Consider the following 15,402-nt stretch of genomic DNA (forward strand, 5'->3'; position numbering starts at 1 on the left):
GGGGCCATGGCAAAGCTGATGCGTAACAAAGGTTCGGCAGCGACCCTGTCAGTTCCGGATATTCCCGCGTTTCGCTGGTGGCACGGGATCATTATCGGGTTGCTGCTTGCCTATACGCCCGGAAGTCTTCTGGTGGGTGGCGTGCTTCTTCTACCGCTCGTGTTTCTGCGTCTTATCGATCCCGAGGCAGATGGGCAGCGGGTCATGGTCGTCATGTTTTATCTGGGGGCTGCGATGGTGCATCCGCTTCGGGTTGCATGGTCGGTCCGAGGTGACTGGGCAACATGTCTCAGTGAGATCACGCAGCCCACTATTTTGATATTGGACTGGCTGGCGCTTGGCGCTGCGTGGCTGATTGCCGAGGTTGGCTCAATGGGTGCCAGAGTTTGGTATGCTGAAAGCGAGCGTCAGCGTCGCAAAGCCATCGAAGCACGCATCAAGGCTTTGCAGGAAGAGTGGATTCAGCCGGATAGCAGCGAAGACTGAGCTACTATCCGCGTCCGGAAGCAATATTTGCCGTCAGGCAGATGTGTCTGTTTCCTCAGACTGTGTTTCGACAAGGCGTGCAGCGAGATCGGCGCCACCTCCTACCAATCCCCGCGCGTATTCCTGTGCGGAGAAGGGGCGCAGATCTTCTGCCTGTTCGCCAACGCCGACCATGTGCACAGGAAGTTTGAACTGGTCTGCCAGCGCGACGACGATTCCTCCGCGGGCGGACCCGTCCAGCTTTGTCACGATTAGTCCTGTGACGTTCACGAGATCCCGGAAAACACGCACCTGCTCAATGGCGTTCTGACCGGTGGTTGCGTCTAGCACCAGCAGAACGGAGTGGGGCGCTGTGGCGTCAAATTTCTGCATGACGCGGATGACTTTGGCCAGTTCCTCCATGAGCGCGCCTTTGTTATGCAGGCGGCCCGCAGTGTCGATCAGCAGGAGGTCCGTGCCCTCTTCTGTCGCACGCTTGAGGCCGTCAAACGCCAGCCCCGCAGCGTCTGCTCCATGTTTCCCGGAGATTACGGGCACGCCGGAGCGCTCCCCCCAGACCTGAAGCTGTTCGACGGCTGCTGCACGAAAGGTATCGCCGGCAACGAGCATGACCGATTTGCCGAGTTCGGAATAATGGCGCGCCATTTTTCCAATCGTTGTGGTTTTGCCGACGCCATTGACGCCAACAACCAGCACGACATGCGGCTTTCTGGCTGGGTCCGGTTCGAAAGGAATGGCCACAGGCTCCAGAACGCGGGAGATCTCGGTGGCGAGGGCATCACGGATTTCATCACTGGTGACGTCTTTTCCAAAGCGTGAGCTTCGGAATTCCTCGATTACGCGCTCGGCCACAGCAGGGCCAAGATCAGCAGCGATCAGTTCATCTTCCAGCTCTTCGAGCGCAGCATCGTCAAGTTTGCGATGTGTGAAAACCGCACCGAGCCGCGTGCTCGACCGAGAGAGACCCTGTTTGAGTCGTGAGAAAAATCCAGCCATGCAGCGGAGTTCGGACAGGTCCGGCCTGACGTCAAGTGCATCCGTGCAGATAGAGTGTGTTTCTCAGCTGATTTTCCCAATGAGTGCGCCGTTTTCAATGCCTGTTACAGATGCGAGAGCGATGGTGCCTCGTGGAGGAATGTTTCCACTCAGGTTCACAGGGGCGAATTCCGGGGAGTGTCCTCGCATGGGGGTTTCGACCAGCACAGTAACGTTTTTTCCGATGAAACGGGCCAGGAATGCGTCCCGGTTTGCTTCGCCGGCGGCGCGCAGGCGTGCGGCACGCTCCTGACGTTCGGAATTTGGAACGGCTGGCATGCGTGCAGCAGGTGTTCCGGGACGTTCGCTGTATGGGAAGACGTGCAGGAAGGGGATGGCCTGATCCTGAATGAAGGAGAGGGTTTCCTCAAATAGTGTGTTCGTTTCCGTTGGAAAGCCTGCGATGAGATCTGCGCCGATTCCCAGATCCGGGCGCATCTGTCGGGCGCGACTGATCAGGTCTGCCACGCAGGCTGTGGTGTGGCGGCGCTTCATGCGTTTGAGGATGAGGTCTGATCCGGCCTGCAGGGAAAGATGCAGGTGGGGCATCAGGCGGGGCTCGTTTTCGAGAAGCCACCACAGATCAGGGTCGCCATTTTTTGTGTCGAGCGCCACTGGATCAATGGAGGATAGACGCAGCCTCTCGATCCCCGGCACGGCCCGAAGCAGGCTGCGGCACATTGCCCCCAGACCTTCATTGTTTGCGCCTGACCACGACGCAATGTCCACACCTGTCAGAACGATTTCCCGGTGTCCTGTTTCGCAGAGAGCCTGCGCGCGGGTGATGGCTTCTTCAGTGGGGGTGGACCGCGAATCCCCTCGACCGAAGGGAATGATGCAGAATGTGCATCGGTGGTCACAGCCCTGCTGAACCTGCAGGAGCGCGCGGGCGTGGCGGGAAGGGGGGAGGCCTGGCGTGGTGTCGCCCCATATTTCAGGCTTTAGCTTGTCCGCGTTTGGTATGACACGGGTCACGCCTGGCAAGGCTGACCAGCGTGCTGCGTCAATTTCGGAAGCACATCCTGTGATGATGATTTTGGCATCAGGCCGTTCACGGTGCGCGCGTCTGACTGCCTGACGGGCCTGGCGTTCTGCGGTGGTCGTGACGGCGCACGTGTTGACGATAATCGTATCGTCCTTCCCGCGCGCATGATGTGCCATTGCATCGCTCTCGTGAGCGTTGAGACGGCATCCGAAGGTGAGGAGTGTCGGGTTCACACGGTTGTCCCGTAAAAAACCGTCATAGCAGGGCCTGCCATCAGGACGTCCCTATTTTCGAGCCAAGTGATGTGCAGGTCTCCACCGTCCATCGTGACGGTGCAGCTACGTTCGGTCAGGCCTCGGCGTACCGCGTTGACGACTGCGGCGCATGCTCCGGAACCGCAGGCCAGTGTGAGGCCCGCGCCGCGTTCCCAGACGCGAAGACGCATGTGTGAGCGAGATATAATTTCCGCAAAACCGATATTCGCGCGCTCTGGAAAAAGAGGATCAGTTTCCATGGCAGGGCCGAGCGTCTCTGCGCGCGTGATATCGCCGAACACAGTCGCATGTGGGTTTCCCATGGAGCAGGCTGCGGCGTCCTGTAATGGCAGGTGCAGCGTATCGCAGGCATGAGAAAGCGGGATGTCTCCCGATTCGAAGCGTGGTTTGCCCATGTTGACCGTAATCAGGCTGCCATTCTGCTGCGTAGGAAGGAGCCCGGCGGGGGTTTGAAGGGTTGGTGCGTTTCCCACCAGCCATGCGACGCAGCGCGATGCATTGCCACAGGCGCCTGCCTCGGACCCGTCCGGATTGAAAAAACGCACCCCAACGTCTGCTCCGGCGAGTGTAGGGGCGGAAAGCAGCACAAGCTGGTCACACCCGATTCCGAACCGCCTGTTGCACAGGCGGCGGATGGTGGCTTCGTCGAGTGCAGGCATGTTTTCACGGCCGTCGATGACAATGAAATCATTGCCCAGTCCGTGCATTTTGGTGAAAGCAATCATCATGGCAGCGTCTCCATAAAGCATCGTCCGGGTTGACGCACGGAGAACCTGCGCTCATCTCCGCAGGCTAGCGAGGAAGGAATTGATATGAGCGGGACAGACAATCTGGAAGGGTTTCATGCGGCGGCGTTCACACGTGCCAATAATGAGCCCGATACGATCTTCTTTGCCCAGCGACTTCCGGATTCGCTGATGGACATGGGAGCACGGACCGCCGTAACGGCACTGTACCAGACCACATTGCCCGTCGGTGGGCGCGTTCTGGACCTGATGGGCGGTTCGATGAGCCATTTTCCCACGGAAGCGGCTTTTCAGGATGTGGTTGGTCTGGATGTTTCGAAGGCGGCTCTGGATGCCAACCCGGCCTTCGACGAACGGGTTGTCCAGGACCTCAACGATGTGCCGGAACTGCCTTTTGAGGATGAGAGTTTTGATGCAGTCTGTCTTTGTGACGGATTGGCGTATCTGACGCGGCCTCTCACCGTTCTTGGCGAAGTTGTGCGTGTTCTGAAGCCTGGTGCTCCGCTGATCGTCACGTTCTCAGACCAGTTCCATGCACCTAAGGCGGTGGCGATGTGGCAGGCGCTTGAGCCGTCGGATCGTGGGCGGCTGGTGAGTGTGCTGATGTCACGCGCTGGACTGGTCGAACTGGACACAGGTGAAGTGGTGCCACCGGAAGATCTCACGGCTTGGCAGGACACTGTTCATGCGGTTGTCGGACGTCGTCCAGTGGTCTGATTCGCACAAAAAGCAAGAGAATTACGGGTAGATGAGCGAAGCTTCTGGCATTTGTGTCCGGAAGTCTTTATGCAGCGGCATCCCAGCCGCCGCTTTCTGTCGTCGGCGTGACGTTTGCCGAGTGTTCATTAAAGATGCCATTTCCCGATACCCATCCCGCTCTCAGGCGCGCGCTGGACGCGCGCGGCTACGAACAGCCGACTCCCGTCCAGGAAGCTGTGCTGCAGCCGGGACTGGAAACACGTGACCTTCTGGTGTCTGCCCAGACTGGATCGGGAAAGACGGTGGCCTTTGGTCTGGCGATCGCTCCGACCCTGCTGGGTGATGCTGATCGTTTGCCGCCTGCACCTCAGCCGATGGCTCTGGTCATTGCCCCGACGCGTGAACTGGCCCTTCAGGTCCAGAGCGAGCTTGAGTGGCTTTACTCAGAGACTGGGGCACGCATCGCAAGCTGCATTGGTGGAACCGACGCCCGCGCCGAAGCCCGCAATCTGGGCCGTGGTGCGCATATCGTTGTTGGTACGCCGGGCCGTCTGTGTGACCATCTCTCCCGAGGTTCGCTTGACCTGTCCGCACTGCGGTGCGTAGTGCTCGACGAAGCCGATGAAATGCTCGACATGGGCTTCCGCGACGAGCTGGAGCAGCTGCTTGATGCGGCCCCTGCAGAGCGTCGCACGCTTCTGTTTTCTGCAACCATCGCACGCGAAATCGCGTCGCTGGCAAAGCGCTTCCAGAAAGATGCTACCCGTATTGATACGGTCAGTGGCGCAAAACAGCATTCTGACATTACCTATCGCTGTGTCATGACGCCGCCGCAGGAAGTGGGCCGTTCGCTGGTCAACGTGCTTCGTTTTTACGAGAGCCCGACCGCGATGGTGTTCTGCAACACGCGTCTGCTTGTTGGTCAGGTGCAGGCTGCACTGCTTGAGCGTGGTTTCGCGTCCGTCGCTATTTCGGGCGAAATGGGTCAGAACGAGCGTAGCCGCGCAATCGAGAGCCTGCGCTCTGGTCAGGCACGCGTCTGCGTTGCAACGGATGTTGCTGCCCGCGGTATTGACGTTCCTGCGCTGAACCTCGTGATCCATGCGAGCCTACCGAGCGCATCTGAGACCCTTCTGCACCGTTCGGGCCGTACGGGCCGGGCAGGTCGCAAGGGCACCAGCGTTCTGATGGTTCCGCTGAGCCAGCGCCGCAAGGCCGAGCGCCTGCTGATGGGGGCAAAGATCAAGGCTGAGTGGGAAGCCGTTCCTACTGCCGAGGCGATTGCCGAGCAGGACACCAAGCGCCTGCTGGACGATCCGATTTTGACCGAAGCCACCACCCCAGAGGGTGATGAGTTGGTTGCACGTCTGGTCGAGACGCATGATGCCAAGCAGCTCGCTGCTGCACTGGTGAACATGTATACCGCGCGTCTTCCGAAGGTTGAGCAGATCCGTCCGCTGACTGTTGATCAGCCACGCGAGCGAGGTGACCGTCCGGAGCGCGAAGATCGCGAGCCGCGCGTAATCTCCGGCGAATGGTTCAAGCTGGGCGTCGGCCGTTCGGAGCGTGCAGATCCGAAGTGGCTTATCCCGCTGATCTGCCGCCTTGGTGGCGTTCAGAAGCGCGAAATTGGTAGCATTCGTATTGATACCGATCATACGCTGTTCCAGATCGCTGATGAGAGCGTTGACCGCTTCAAGGCCTGCCTTGCTGGTGCAGATGCGGACGAGGTTTCCATCGAGCCTTCAGAAGCCCCTGCCGGTGGTCCGAGCTATGGCCCGCGTGGCCGTAATCCGGGCGAAGGCAAGCGCTTCTCCGGTCGTTCTGGCGGCGGCGGTGGCTTCAAGGGTGGTCCGCGCGGTGGCGGCGGTGGCTACAAGGGGCGCGGTGGCGCCGGTGTCAGCCGTGGCAAGCCTTCGGGTGCGCCCAAGGGTGACGGGTCCAGCCGTAAGCGCCGTTCCTGAGTTTCAGGTTTGAAAAGGGCCGTCGGAGCATCTCCGGCGGCCCTTTTTTATATCTGCCAGGTCAGTTGTGCCCGTCTTTGAGGAGCGCTTCCTGTGCAGCTTTTAGTGCAGGGGAAAAATCTGCACTTGGCTCTTTGAGGTGCAGGCTTTCGAGTGTTGCCAGTAAGGCCTCGGCGACCATCACCCGCGTCAGCCATTTGCGGTCTGCGGGAATGATGTACCACGGGGCTTCGGGCGTTGCCGTCGCACGGATCGCTTCTTCGTAGGCCTGTGTATAAGCAGGCCAGAGCTGGCGCTCCGCGAGGTCGGAGGGGTCGAATTTCCAGCGTTTCTCGGGCTGATCCAGACGTTTGAGCAAACGCTTGCGCTGTTTTTGCGGGGAAATGTGGAGGAAAAGCTTCACGACCAGAATGTTCTGTCTGGTCAGATAAGTCTCGAAATTGCGCAGATCTTCGAGACGATTCTCCCAGAAACCGGGCGCATCAGGATCAAGCCCGCGTGCGCGAACCATGTCGGGATGGACACGCTCGATCAGCACATCCTCATAATGACTGCGGTTAAAAATACCGATCTCGCCACGTGATGGCATGGCGACATGAATGCGCCACAAGTCATCGTGTCGTTTTTCGACTGGGCCGGGCGCCTTGAAGGATGTAACGCGGACGCCTGCCGGGTTCAGTCCGGAAAAGGCATGACGGACGGCACCGTCCTTGCCTGCGGCATCCATGCCCTGAAGCACCACGAGAATGCCGTTAGACGCATAGGCCGCAAGGCGGCCCTGCAGGACGGCCATGCGATCTACGCAGTCCCGGATGCGTGTTCGGGATGTGAGTTTTTCGCGGCCGAGTTTATCGTGAGTATCAATGGACGAAAGACGGAAATTTTTTCCGTCCGTGATGCGCAGATGTGGGGGGATTCCGATTTCAGCCGACATCACGGTTCACCGCAAGGCCACCGGATGCCTGACAGACGGGCATCATTTCCATGTAATTGATGTTCACATGCCAAGGCAGACTTATGAGCCAAGAGACTGTTTCTGCCATGTCGGCCGGTGTGAGAGGTGTGGTGTTTTTGTAGACCGCTGCGGCTTTGTCATCATCGCGCAGGCGCACGTTGCTGAATTCGCTGCCGCCGCAGAGTCCCGGCTCGATATTGGTGACGCGGACGCGGGTGCCTAAAAGATCCGTGCGCAGATTCAGCATGAACTGATGCACGAATGCCTTGGTGGCTCCGTATACATTGCCACCAGCATAGGCGTATGTGCCAGCGGTGCTTCCCAGCGAAATGACATATCCTGAATTGCGCTCCACCATCAGCGGCAGAAGCGCACGGGTGATTTCCACAACGCCGGAAACGTTTGTGGAAATCATGGTTTCCCAGTCATCGGGATCTGAGTTCTGTGCGGCGTCCATACCCAGGGCGAGGCCTGCGTTGTTGATCAGGACGTCTACGGTCTTCCAGTCTTCCGGTAGGTTGGCGGGGAGTGCACGGATCGCTGCGCGGTCTGTCATGTCCAGCTGGAATGGCAGAAGGTTTTCACCCAGTTCGTGGCGCAGGGCCTCCAGACGGTCGAGCCTGCGGCCTGTCGCAATGACGCGATGTCCATCCTGAACAAGGCGGGTGGCGATGGCGTGCCCGAATCCGGCAGTGGCACCAGTTACGAAAACGGTAAGGGACATGGGAGCCTCCATAAGGGAACTGCTGCATGTGCAACGCTTGCAATGAAGGGCCTGATGCACCCATCTTGGCAAGGATGAAGAACACTTTTGCCGGACATGATCAAAATCTGACAGGAAAGCTCCTGGTTGCTGGCCCAGTCCTGGCCGGAACGATATTTGCCCAATCGGTCATCTATCTGTGTGCACATTCTCTTGAAGATGGCGCGATGGGCCTGATCGTGAATCGCCGTCTTTCCCAACCGGGGCTGGATGATCTTTTCGCACAGCTGGACATTGAGCCGTCTCCACCGCAGCGCCGTATTGGCTTGTGCATGGGGGGGCCTGTGGACAGTGAGCGCGGATTTGTCCTGCACTCCACTGACTGGGAGGGGGAAGGAAGTCTGGGCGTGAATGGCAATGCGACGTTGACGGCAAGCCTTGATGTTTTACGCGAACTTGCAGCGGGCCATGGCCCACGCAGGGCGATGATGGCGCTTGGTCATGCTGCATGGGAGCCGGGACAACTCGAGGAAGAAATGCTGCGTGACAGTGCGTGGTTTGTGGCACCTGCGACGGAAGACATTGTGTTTGGCACTGACCATTCTAAAAAATGGCGTCAGGCTCTGGCTGCGATCAATCTCGATCCTGGAGCTTTGTCGATGGCGGTTGGTGAGGCCTGAGATATCGTGATGCGCTACGTGGTCTTGTTACTGGCAGTTTTAGCGCTCCCGTCAGTTGCCAGTGCCGCGGATATTGCGGTGCCAAAAACAATGTCGGCTTTTGCCGGGCGTTATGGTGCGCATTTTAAAAACGGCGACGTGACCGGAGATGTGTACTGGAGCGACGACGTCGTGGAGATTGTGCCGCTGAACGATATGGCTGCGTATGTTCGCGCGGACTTGCAGTTTTTCAATGGTCATCAGTGTTCGATTTCGGGCGTAGGGCGTCTCGAAGGAGAGGCTCTTGTCTATCACGATACATCCACGCCGCTACCCGATCAGCCCGTATGTGTCCTGCGTTTCGAGCGCAAGGGCGGCCAGCTTGTTCTGGATGACGGGGCACGGAGCTGTGGCACTTATTGTGGAGCGCGCGGCGCGCTCGGCGGCACCAAACTGTCTCTGTCGAGCCAGCGACCGATCCATTATCTGCCACGGCTCAGGGCTTCGCCCGAATATCGTTCGGCCCTGAAAGCCTGGAGTGGCTCCCCTTATAATCCGGAAGCCCGACCCACGCCCTGAGGCCTGACCCGAGCCTCCGATGGCTGGCTATTTCCCAGGCTTCAGGACGTTTCCAAGAAACTGTACGCGCCGTTCAGTGACGCGGGCGCGGATGACGGGGTCTGGAAGCATGTGCGTTCCTGGAAGAAGAAGCAGGTCATAGGGTTTGCCGTCGTGCAGCAATTCCTGTGTCAGCTTCATCGTATTTTCAAAATAGACGTTGTCGTCAGTGATGCCGTGCATCAGCAGCAGAGGACGCTGAAGATTGCTGGCATAGGTGAGCACGTTGCTTTTCCTGTAGCCTTCGGCATCCGTCTTCGGGACGCCTAGATACCGTTCGGTGTAGGCTGTGTCATAATCGGCGAAGTCGACGGGTGGTGCGCCTGCTACGCCCACCTTGAAGACATCTGGTCGGCGGATGGTGGCCATAGCTGTGAAATATCCACCGAATGACCAGCCATAAACACCTGTGCGACTCAAATCGAGTTCGGGGAATCGCTTGCCGAGCGCCTGAAGGCCATCAACCTGATCCTGCAAAGGCGCGTCAATCAGGTTTCCCTTGATGGCGCGTTCGAAATCATGGTTGCGGCCCGGAGTGCCTCGGCCATCCAGAGTCACGACGATGTATCCCTGGTTGGCAAGGCACTGATCGTCGATGAAGCTGCTGGGAGTGTCATGCACGAGCTTCACGCCGGGTCCGGCATACACGGAGAGTGCGACGGGATAGTGGCGCCCGGCAACAAATCCTTCCGGGCGAATGATCGCGGCATCCAGATCACGTGCGCCAGCTGTGGTGAACTGGACGTGCATCTTGATTTTTGGTGTTTCGGCCACGCTCGGCAGGGTACCGAGTATGTGCCCGTCCCGGTCTCGCAGGAGTGCCTGGCGTGTACCATTGGCACTCAGGAAATTGTCCACCATCATGGCATGGGCGCCGGGTGTGAAGTGAACGTTATGAATACCGTGTTCCGTCACGATCGGGCTGATGCTGCCGTCTTTTAGTGAAATGTGAACCACTTCGTTGTCGATGCGATTCTGACGGACGGTGACGGTCAGGGTGCCGGATGCGGCATCATAATCATTGAGCGCGACGTAAGGCAGGTTTGGCGGTGTCAGGACCGTTTTGAGGCGGCCATCCGGTGCATGAAGTTCCAGTTGCCAGTTCTTGCCGCGATCGGCTGCCCATAGAAAACCTGATCCATCTGCAAGTGCTACGGGGAGATCGTGACCACCGGAAGCGGCGCGAGGGTCCAGTTCGATCCATGCAGCATCAGATTGGGAAAGAATTGGTTTTGCAGCACCTGTTGCCGCGTCCACAGAGAGAAGTTGCTCTTGGGTCTGTGCACGGTTGAGCAGTACGACGAACAGGCCACCATTTTTACGCCAGACCACGCGCCCCAGATACGGAAAGGCGTCATGATCCCATGAGATCCAGCGGACGGGGCCGCCAGATGCTGATACCAGCCCGAAGCGGGTTTTTGCGTTTTCTGTGCCTGCGCGAGGATAGCGGAACTCGACTGGTGCGCTCTGGGGCGATTGTGGGTTTGTGATGTAGTGCTTTTCGACACCGCTGGTGTCGGCTTCTTCAAACAGGAGCTGCTGGTTGTCGGGAGACCACCAGGCGCCATCTGCGCGCTCAAGCTCTTCGGCGGCGGCGAACTCGGCCAAGCCGTGTGTGAGGGTTTCGGTACCACCGGTCGTCAAGCGTGTTTCGTGATTTGTTGCGAGATCCACGGAATACAAATCGTTGTCTTTGACGACAGCGAGCATTTTTCCGTTCGGGGAAAGGCGGGGTGCGATCCAGTCGCCGGAGACCGGGCTGACCTTGCCGGTCTGTAGGTCCACGCGTTCGAGGTGTCCGCCTTCGGACGCCAGAACGGTCTGCCCATCATCGCTGAGTTGGTATTCCGCGATACCGGACATGGACTGTCTGGCCCGCTCGCGCCGGGCTTTCTCGGCGACGGAAAGGGTTTCAGGGCCGGACGCAGGGGCTGCGAGTTCATGGGTTGAATGATCGGCCAAATCGTAGCGGTAAAGGTGCAGGCGCGTGTCGCTGGGGCCAGAGCGCACGAACAGGGCCGAGCGGCCGTCCGGTGTCATCTGTGCGCGGATTGGAAGGCCCAGAGTGCCGTTCCGGGTTTTGGCCAGATCGATCATGCATGCGGCAGGGTCTGCTGCGAGAGCATTGGATATGGCTGTAACGGCAAGCGGTGTTGCGCAGGCGCAGAGCAGCGCGGCTCTGCGGAGGCGGCGGGACAACATGGCGTCTCCAGTCTGTAGGCTGTTTTGATTTCGATCATGGACCGGGTGAGAGGTAGTGAACAGAGTCTCTGTCGAACGAATCTTGGTTTCCTCACGATTGCGAGAGGTGGCCAAGCTTTTTTGGGACCGTTCGGGATTTGAGGAGTTCGTATGACGGTACGCTTCAACAGAGGAACCTGATGAATATGCAGTATCGTCAGCTTGGCCGCTCCGGCCTCAAGATTTCAGCCCTCAATTTTGGATCAGTGACATTTGGTGGAAGCGGCAGTTTCGCCGCCACCGGGGACGTGGATATCGCCCAGGCATCGCGGATGATCGACATCTGTGTCGAGCATGGTGTCAACATGTTTGATACGGCTGATGCTTATTCCGGTGGAGAGGCAGAGGAAATTCTTGGAAAGGCCATGAAGGGCCGCAGCCGGGAACTGCTTGTGACCAGCAAGGTCCGGTTCCCGACGGGGAAGGGGCCTAACGAGCAGGGACTTTCACGGCATCATATTCTCAATGCCTGTGATGATAGTCTGCGACGACTGGGCCGGGATCATCTTGATCTTTACTATCTTCATGAATGGGATGGCCAAAGCCCTGTCGAGGAAATGTTGGAAGCGCTTCAGACGCTCCGGGATCAGGGTAAGATCCGGTATGCGGGAATTTCAAATTTCTCGGCATGGCATGTGATGAAATTGCTCTCTGCGGCAGAGCGCGATCGCCTCATCGCCCCGGTGTCCCAGCAGATCTATTATTCGCTGGAAGCGCGGGATGCGGAATTTGAGCTGTTGCCTATGGCTGTGGACCAGGGGCTTGGGGTGCAGGTCTGGAGCCCGCTTGCCTGTGGTTTGCTGACCGGGAAATATCGTCGCGGAAAGGCCACACCTGAAGATTCCCGCCGGATTGCCGGATGGAGTGAGCCAGAGGTCCGTAATATCGAGAAGCTCTACGATACGGTTGAAGTGCTCGTACAGGTTGCTGAGGAGCATGATGTCTCTGCTGCGCGCGTCGCACTTGCGTGGACGATGCACAAACCGGGCATCACGTCGCTGGTGCTGGGCGCGCGCAAGGAAAGTCAGCTTCTGGACAATCTCTCTGCGGCGACGCTGCGCCTGACGAAAGATCAGGTTGCACGGTTGGATGAGGCGAGCGCCCCGGACCTCATTTATCCATATTGGCATCAGAACCGTTCGGCATTCGAGCGTCTCTCTCCGGCGGACCTTGTTTTGCATGGGCCTGCAAAACGTCATCGGGATGCCCTTGAACAGAAGAAATGATTGCCTAAATATTGTGCACAGGCCGCTGCCTTCGGGGGCGGCCGAGCACATCATTGTCGCCGTAACGGGGCATAAAAGGATCTAGGTATGGACATTCAGAAATTCACCGAGCGCAGTCAGGGCTTTCTTCAGGCCGCACAGACCATTGCGCTTCGGGACTATCACCAGCAACTGACGCCCGAGCATCTTCTCAAGGCGCTGCTGGATGACGAGGAAGGTGCTGCTTTCGGTCTGATCCGCGCAGCGGGTGGCGATCCAAAGGCTGTTCAGGTCGCAAATGACGCGGCATTGGCCAAGCTGCCAAAAGTGCAGGGCGGTGGTGCAGGGCAACCGCAGGCAACGCCAGATTTCGTACGCATGCTTGATGGTGCAGAAGCATCTGCAAAGGCTGCGGGGGACAGTCATGTTGCGCAGGACCGGCTTCTCATCGCGATTGCTGGCAGCAATACGGCTGCGGGCAAAGCGCTAAATGATGGCAAAGCAGGTGTTGCGGCTCTTGAACGTGCTGTGGCGCAGATCCGGAAAGGACGCACAGTCACCAGTGCGTCTGCCGAGAACAATTTCGACGCGCTGAAAAAATATGCGCGTGACGTGACGGCCATTGCTCAGACGGGCAAGCTTGATCCGGTGATTGGTCGCGATGAGGAAATTCGTCGGACGATCCAGGTTCTTGCGCGTCGCAGCAAGAATAATCCGGTGCTGATCGGTGAACCGGGCGTTGGCAAGACTGCCATTGTGGAGGGGCTTGCACAGCGTATTGTAAATGGCGATGTGCCGGAGGCGCTGCGCAACAAGAAGCTTCTTTCCCTTGATCTCGGCGCACTTGTTGCCGGTGCCAAATATCGTGGCGAGTTCGAAGAGCGTTTGAAGGCCGTTCTCAAGGAAATCGAGACGGCAGAAGGCGAGATCATCCTGTTCATTGACGAAATGCACACGCTGGTTGGCGCTGGGCGTTCGGACGGAGCGATGGATGCTTCCAACCTCATCAAGCCGGAACTGGCACGCGGAACCCTGCATTGCGTTGGTGCCACCACGCTCGATGAGTATCGTAAATATATCGAAAAGGACGCGGCTCTTGCCCGCCGTTTTCAAGCGGTATTCGTGGGCGAGCCATCGGTGGCTGACACAATTTCGATCTTGCGCGGCATCAAGGAAAAATACGAGCTGCATCACGGTATCCGCATTACCGATAATGCAATTGTGGCCGCTGCAACCCTTTCCAACCGTTATATCACGGATCGCTTCCTGCCAGATAAAGCCATCGATCTGATTGATGAAGCAGCCAGCCGTCTGCGGATGCAGATCGACAGCAAGCCCGAAGCTCTGGACGAACTGGATCGCCGCATCATTCAGCTCAAGATCGAGCGTGAGGCAATTCGCAAGGAAGACGACACCCCTTCCAGGGATCGACTGGTTGCGCTGGAAGCCGAGCTTGTAGATCTGGAGGAGCAGTCAGATGCGCTGGGTGCGTCCTGGCACGCAGAGAAAGACCGCGTAAACGCGATACAGAAGCTGAAGGAACAGCTTGATTCGGCGCGCTCAGATGTTGAGGTCGCACAAAGGCAGGGCAATCTCGGTCGCGCGTCCGAACTTATGTATGGCGTCATTCCAAGGCTTGAGGGAGAAATTTCCAAGGCTCAGGAAGAAGAGGCCGAGGCATCCAAAAATGGTCTGTTTGAAGATGCTGTGACGGATCAGGGGGTCGCGGCGATCGTTTCCCGCTGGACGGGAGTTCCCGTGGACCGGATGCTCGAAGGTGAGCGCGCCAAGCTGATGCGGATGGAGGAGGTGCTGCGAGACCGTGTGGTTGGGCAGGAGCAGGCCCTCGTTGCAGTATCGAACGCTGTTCGTCGTGCGCGGGCTGGTCTGCAGGATCCTAATCGTCCGATTGGCTCATTCCTGTTCCTCGGACCGACGGGCGTTGGCAAGACCGAACTGACAAAGGCGTTGGCTCAGTTCCTGTTTGATGATGAGCGCGCGCTTCTGCGTATCGACATGAGCGAGTTCATGGAAAAGCACGCTGTGTCGCGGCTGATCGGTGCTCCTCCGGGATATGTCGGTTATGACGAAGGTGGCGTACTGACTGAAGCCGTGCGTCGTCGTCCTTATCAGGTCATCCTGTTTGATGAAGTTGAGAAGGCCCATGAGGACATTTTCAACATTCTTCTGCAGGTACTTGATGACGGCCGCTTGACGGACGGCCAGGGGCGTGTGGTTGATTTCCGCAACACGATTATCGTGCTGACCAGTAATCTCGGGTCTGATGTTCTGGCGAATCAGCCAGATGGCGAACCTGTCGAACTGGTGCAGGCACAGGTTATGTCTGTTGTGCGCAATCACTTCCGGCCTGAGTTCCTGAACCGTTTGGATGAAATCATCCTGTTCTCCCGTCTGCAGCGGGCAGATATGGGGCGGATTGTAGAGATCCAGCTTGGACGGCTGCGTAAGCTGCTGGACGATCGCAAGATCTCACTTTCACTGGATGACAAGGCAACGGAGTGGCTGGCGGAAGCTGGGTATGATCCGATCTATGGTGCGCGTCCGTTGAAGCGCGTGGTTCAGCGCAGTCTCCAGAACCCTCTTGCAGGCCTATTGCTGGACGGAAGCATTCATGACGGTGAGACAATCAGCGTTTCTGCGGATGACAAAGGACTGGTTATCAACGGTCACACTGCTTCAGAGGGATAATCTGAAGCAATTCCAGAAAAGTGCCGAGAAATCGGCATTTTTTTGATTTTTATCTGGATCGATTTAACAACGGAAAACGGGGATAAGTCTAAAAAATAAGAGAAATCCGGGCCTTGAATGTA

Annotated in this window: 13 protein-coding genes; 7 read left to right on the plus strand and 6 right to left on the minus strand. The window is 58.0% G+C overall.

Annotated elements, in window-relative coordinates; all coding sequences use genetic code 11:
• Positions 1 to 6 precede the first annotated feature (6 nt).
• Positions 7 to 486: a hypothetical protein gene (locus GWA01_RS12825; RefSeq protein WP_228118654.1), complete on the plus strand. Its 480-nt coding sequence runs from the start codon at positions 7 to 9 to the stop codon at positions 484 to 486.
• A gap of 33 nt (positions 487 to 519) precedes the next feature.
• Here GWA01_RS12825 and ftsY read toward each other — a convergent pair whose 3' ends face one another.
• The 3 genes from ftsY to dapF all read right to left on the minus strand — a co-directional run bounded on the left by ftsY (position 520) and on the right by dapF (position 3,509).
• On the minus strand, positions 520 to 1,482 hold the full coding sequence (gene ftsY, locus GWA01_RS12830) for a signal recognition particle-docking protein FtsY (RefSeq protein WP_146798692.1): 963 nt from the start codon (positions 1,480 to 1,482) through the stop codon (positions 520 to 522).
• 63 nt (positions 1,483 to 1,545) lie between these two features.
• Complete coding sequence (locus GWA01_RS12835) at positions 1,546 to 2,682, minus strand: MiaB/RimO family radical SAM methylthiotransferase (RefSeq protein WP_228118660.1); 1,137 nt, start codon at positions 2,680 to 2,682, stop codon at positions 1,546 to 1,548.
• A gap of 53 nt (positions 2,683 to 2,735) precedes the next feature.
• On the minus strand, positions 2,736 to 3,509 hold the full coding sequence (gene dapF, locus GWA01_RS12840; RefSeq protein WP_146798697.1) for a diaminopimelate epimerase: 774 nt from the start codon (positions 3,507 to 3,509) through the stop codon (positions 2,736 to 2,738).
• Between the two features lie 84 nt (positions 3,510 to 3,593).
• On the opposite strand from dapF, the gene GWA01_RS12845 reads away from it, so the two are divergent.
• Together GWA01_RS12845 and GWA01_RS12850 are read left to right on the plus strand one after the other, a co-directional pair.
• Entirely contained in the window at positions 3,594 to 4,244 is a 651-nt protein-coding gene (locus GWA01_RS12845; RefSeq protein WP_186819574.1) for a class I SAM-dependent methyltransferase, read from the plus strand.
• 134 nt (positions 4,245 to 4,378) lie between these two features.
• Positions 4,379 to 6,190 carry a DEAD/DEAH box helicase gene (locus GWA01_RS12850; RefSeq protein ID WP_186819577.1) on the plus strand — a complete coding sequence of 604 codons (1,812 nt, stop codon included), beginning with the start codon at positions 4,379 to 4,381 and terminating at the stop codon, positions 6,188 to 6,190.
• Between the two features lie 61 nt (positions 6,191 to 6,251).
• Here GWA01_RS12850 and GWA01_RS12855 read toward each other — a convergent pair whose 3' ends face one another.
• Both GWA01_RS12855 and GWA01_RS12860 read right to left on the minus strand, forming a co-directional pair.
• Positions 6,252 to 7,124: a polyphosphate kinase 2 family protein gene (locus GWA01_RS12855; protein ID WP_146798703.1), complete on the minus strand. Its 873-nt coding sequence runs from the start codon at positions 7,122 to 7,124 to the stop codon at positions 6,252 to 6,254.
• Positions 7,114 to 7,869, minus strand: a complete 756-nt coding sequence (locus GWA01_RS12860) for an SDR family NAD(P)-dependent oxidoreductase (protein WP_146798705.1) — start codon at positions 7,867 to 7,869, stop codon at positions 7,114 to 7,116. Before GWA01_RS12860 ends, GWA01_RS12855 begins: the two co-directional genes overlap by 11 nt.
• A 74-nt stretch (positions 7,870 to 7,943) precedes the next feature.
• On the opposite strand from GWA01_RS12860, the gene GWA01_RS12865 reads away from it, so the two are divergent.
• Positions 7,944 to 8,528 (plus strand): YqgE/AlgH family protein, encoded by a 585-nt coding sequence (locus GWA01_RS12865; protein ID WP_146798707.1) that lies wholly within the window; start codon positions 7,944 to 7,946, stop codon positions 8,526 to 8,528.
• A gap of 6 nt (positions 8,529 to 8,534) precedes the next feature.
• The gene (locus tag GWA01_RS12870; protein WP_146798709.1) at positions 8,535 to 9,086 is read left to right on the plus strand and encodes a hypothetical protein; all 552 of its coding nucleotides are present in this window, start codon (positions 8,535 to 8,537) and stop codon (positions 9,084 to 9,086) included.
• Positions 9,087 to 9,113: 27 nt separating this feature from the next.
• Here GWA01_RS12870 and GWA01_RS12875 read toward each other — a convergent pair whose 3' ends face one another.
• The gene (locus GWA01_RS12875) at positions 9,114 to 11,327 is read right to left on the minus strand and encodes a S9 family peptidase (protein ID WP_146798711.1); all 2,214 of its coding nucleotides are present in this window, start codon (positions 11,325 to 11,327) and stop codon (positions 9,114 to 9,116) included.
• Between the two features lie 185 nt (positions 11,328 to 11,512).
• Between GWA01_RS12875 and GWA01_RS12880 the strand changes: the two genes are divergently transcribed.
• Positions 11,513 to 12,592 (plus strand): aldo/keto reductase, encoded by a 1,080-nt coding sequence (locus GWA01_RS12880; protein WP_146798747.1) that lies wholly within the window; start codon positions 11,513 to 11,515, stop codon positions 12,590 to 12,592.
• 87 nt (positions 12,593 to 12,679) lie between these two features.
• Positions 12,680 to 15,280 carry an ATP-dependent chaperone ClpB gene (clpB, locus tag GWA01_RS12885; protein WP_146798713.1) on the plus strand — a complete coding sequence of 867 codons (2,601 nt, stop codon included), beginning with the start codon at positions 12,680 to 12,682 and terminating at the stop codon, positions 15,278 to 15,280.
• The last annotated feature ends 122 nt before the right edge of the window (positions 15,281 to 15,402 follow it).

The sequence above is a fragment of the Gluconobacter wancherniae NBRC 103581 genome (genome assembly GCF_007988885.1).
In the GTDB taxonomy this organism is placed as follows: domain Bacteria; phylum Pseudomonadota; class Alphaproteobacteria; order Acetobacterales; family Acetobacteraceae; genus Gluconobacter; species Gluconobacter wancherniae.

What these genes read in the sequence shown, in the direction of transcription:
- ftsY (WP_146798692.1), bottom strand. Translation starts at nt 1,482, where the DNA reads ATGGCTGGATTTTTCTCACGACTCAAACAGGGTCTCTCTCGGTCGAGC.
- GWA01_RS12850 (WP_186819577.1), top strand. Translation starts at nt 4,379, where the DNA reads ATGCCATTTCCCGATACCCATCCCGCTCTCAGGCGCGCGCTGGACGCG.
- GWA01_RS12835 (WP_228118660.1), bottom strand. Translation starts at nt 2,682, where the DNA reads ATGGCACATCATGCGCGCGGGAAGGACGATACGATTATCGTCAACACG.
- GWA01_RS12855 (WP_146798703.1), bottom strand. Translation starts at nt 7,124, where the DNA reads ATGTCGGCTGAAATCGGAATCCCCCCACATCTGCGCATCACGGACGGA.
- GWA01_RS12825 (WP_228118654.1), top strand. Translation starts at nt 7, where the DNA reads ATGGCAAAGCTGATGCGTAACAAAGGTTCGGCAGCGACCCTGTCAGTT.
- GWA01_RS12865 (WP_146798707.1), top strand. Translation starts at nt 7,944, where the DNA reads ATGAAGAACACTTTTGCCGGACATGATCAAAATCTGACAGGAAAGCTC.
- GWA01_RS12875 (WP_146798711.1), bottom strand. Translation starts at nt 11,327, where the DNA reads ATGTTGTCCCGCCGCCTCCGCAGAGCCGCGCTGCTCTGCGCCTGCGCA.
- dapF (WP_146798697.1), bottom strand. Translation starts at nt 3,509, where the DNA reads ATGATGATTGCTTTCACCAAAATGCACGGACTGGGCAATGATTTCATT.
- GWA01_RS12860 (WP_146798705.1), bottom strand. Translation starts at nt 7,869, where the DNA reads ATGTCCCTTACCGTTTTCGTAACTGGTGCCACTGCCGGATTCGGGCAC.
- GWA01_RS12845 (WP_186819574.1), top strand. Translation starts at nt 3,594, where the DNA reads ATGAGCGGGACAGACAATCTGGAAGGGTTTCATGCGGCGGCGTTCACA.
- GWA01_RS12880 (WP_146798747.1), top strand. Translation starts at nt 11,513, where the DNA reads ATGCAGTATCGTCAGCTTGGCCGCTCCGGCCTCAAGATTTCAGCCCTC.
- clpB (WP_146798713.1), top strand. Translation starts at nt 12,680, where the DNA reads ATGGACATTCAGAAATTCACCGAGCGCAGTCAGGGCTTTCTTCAGGCC.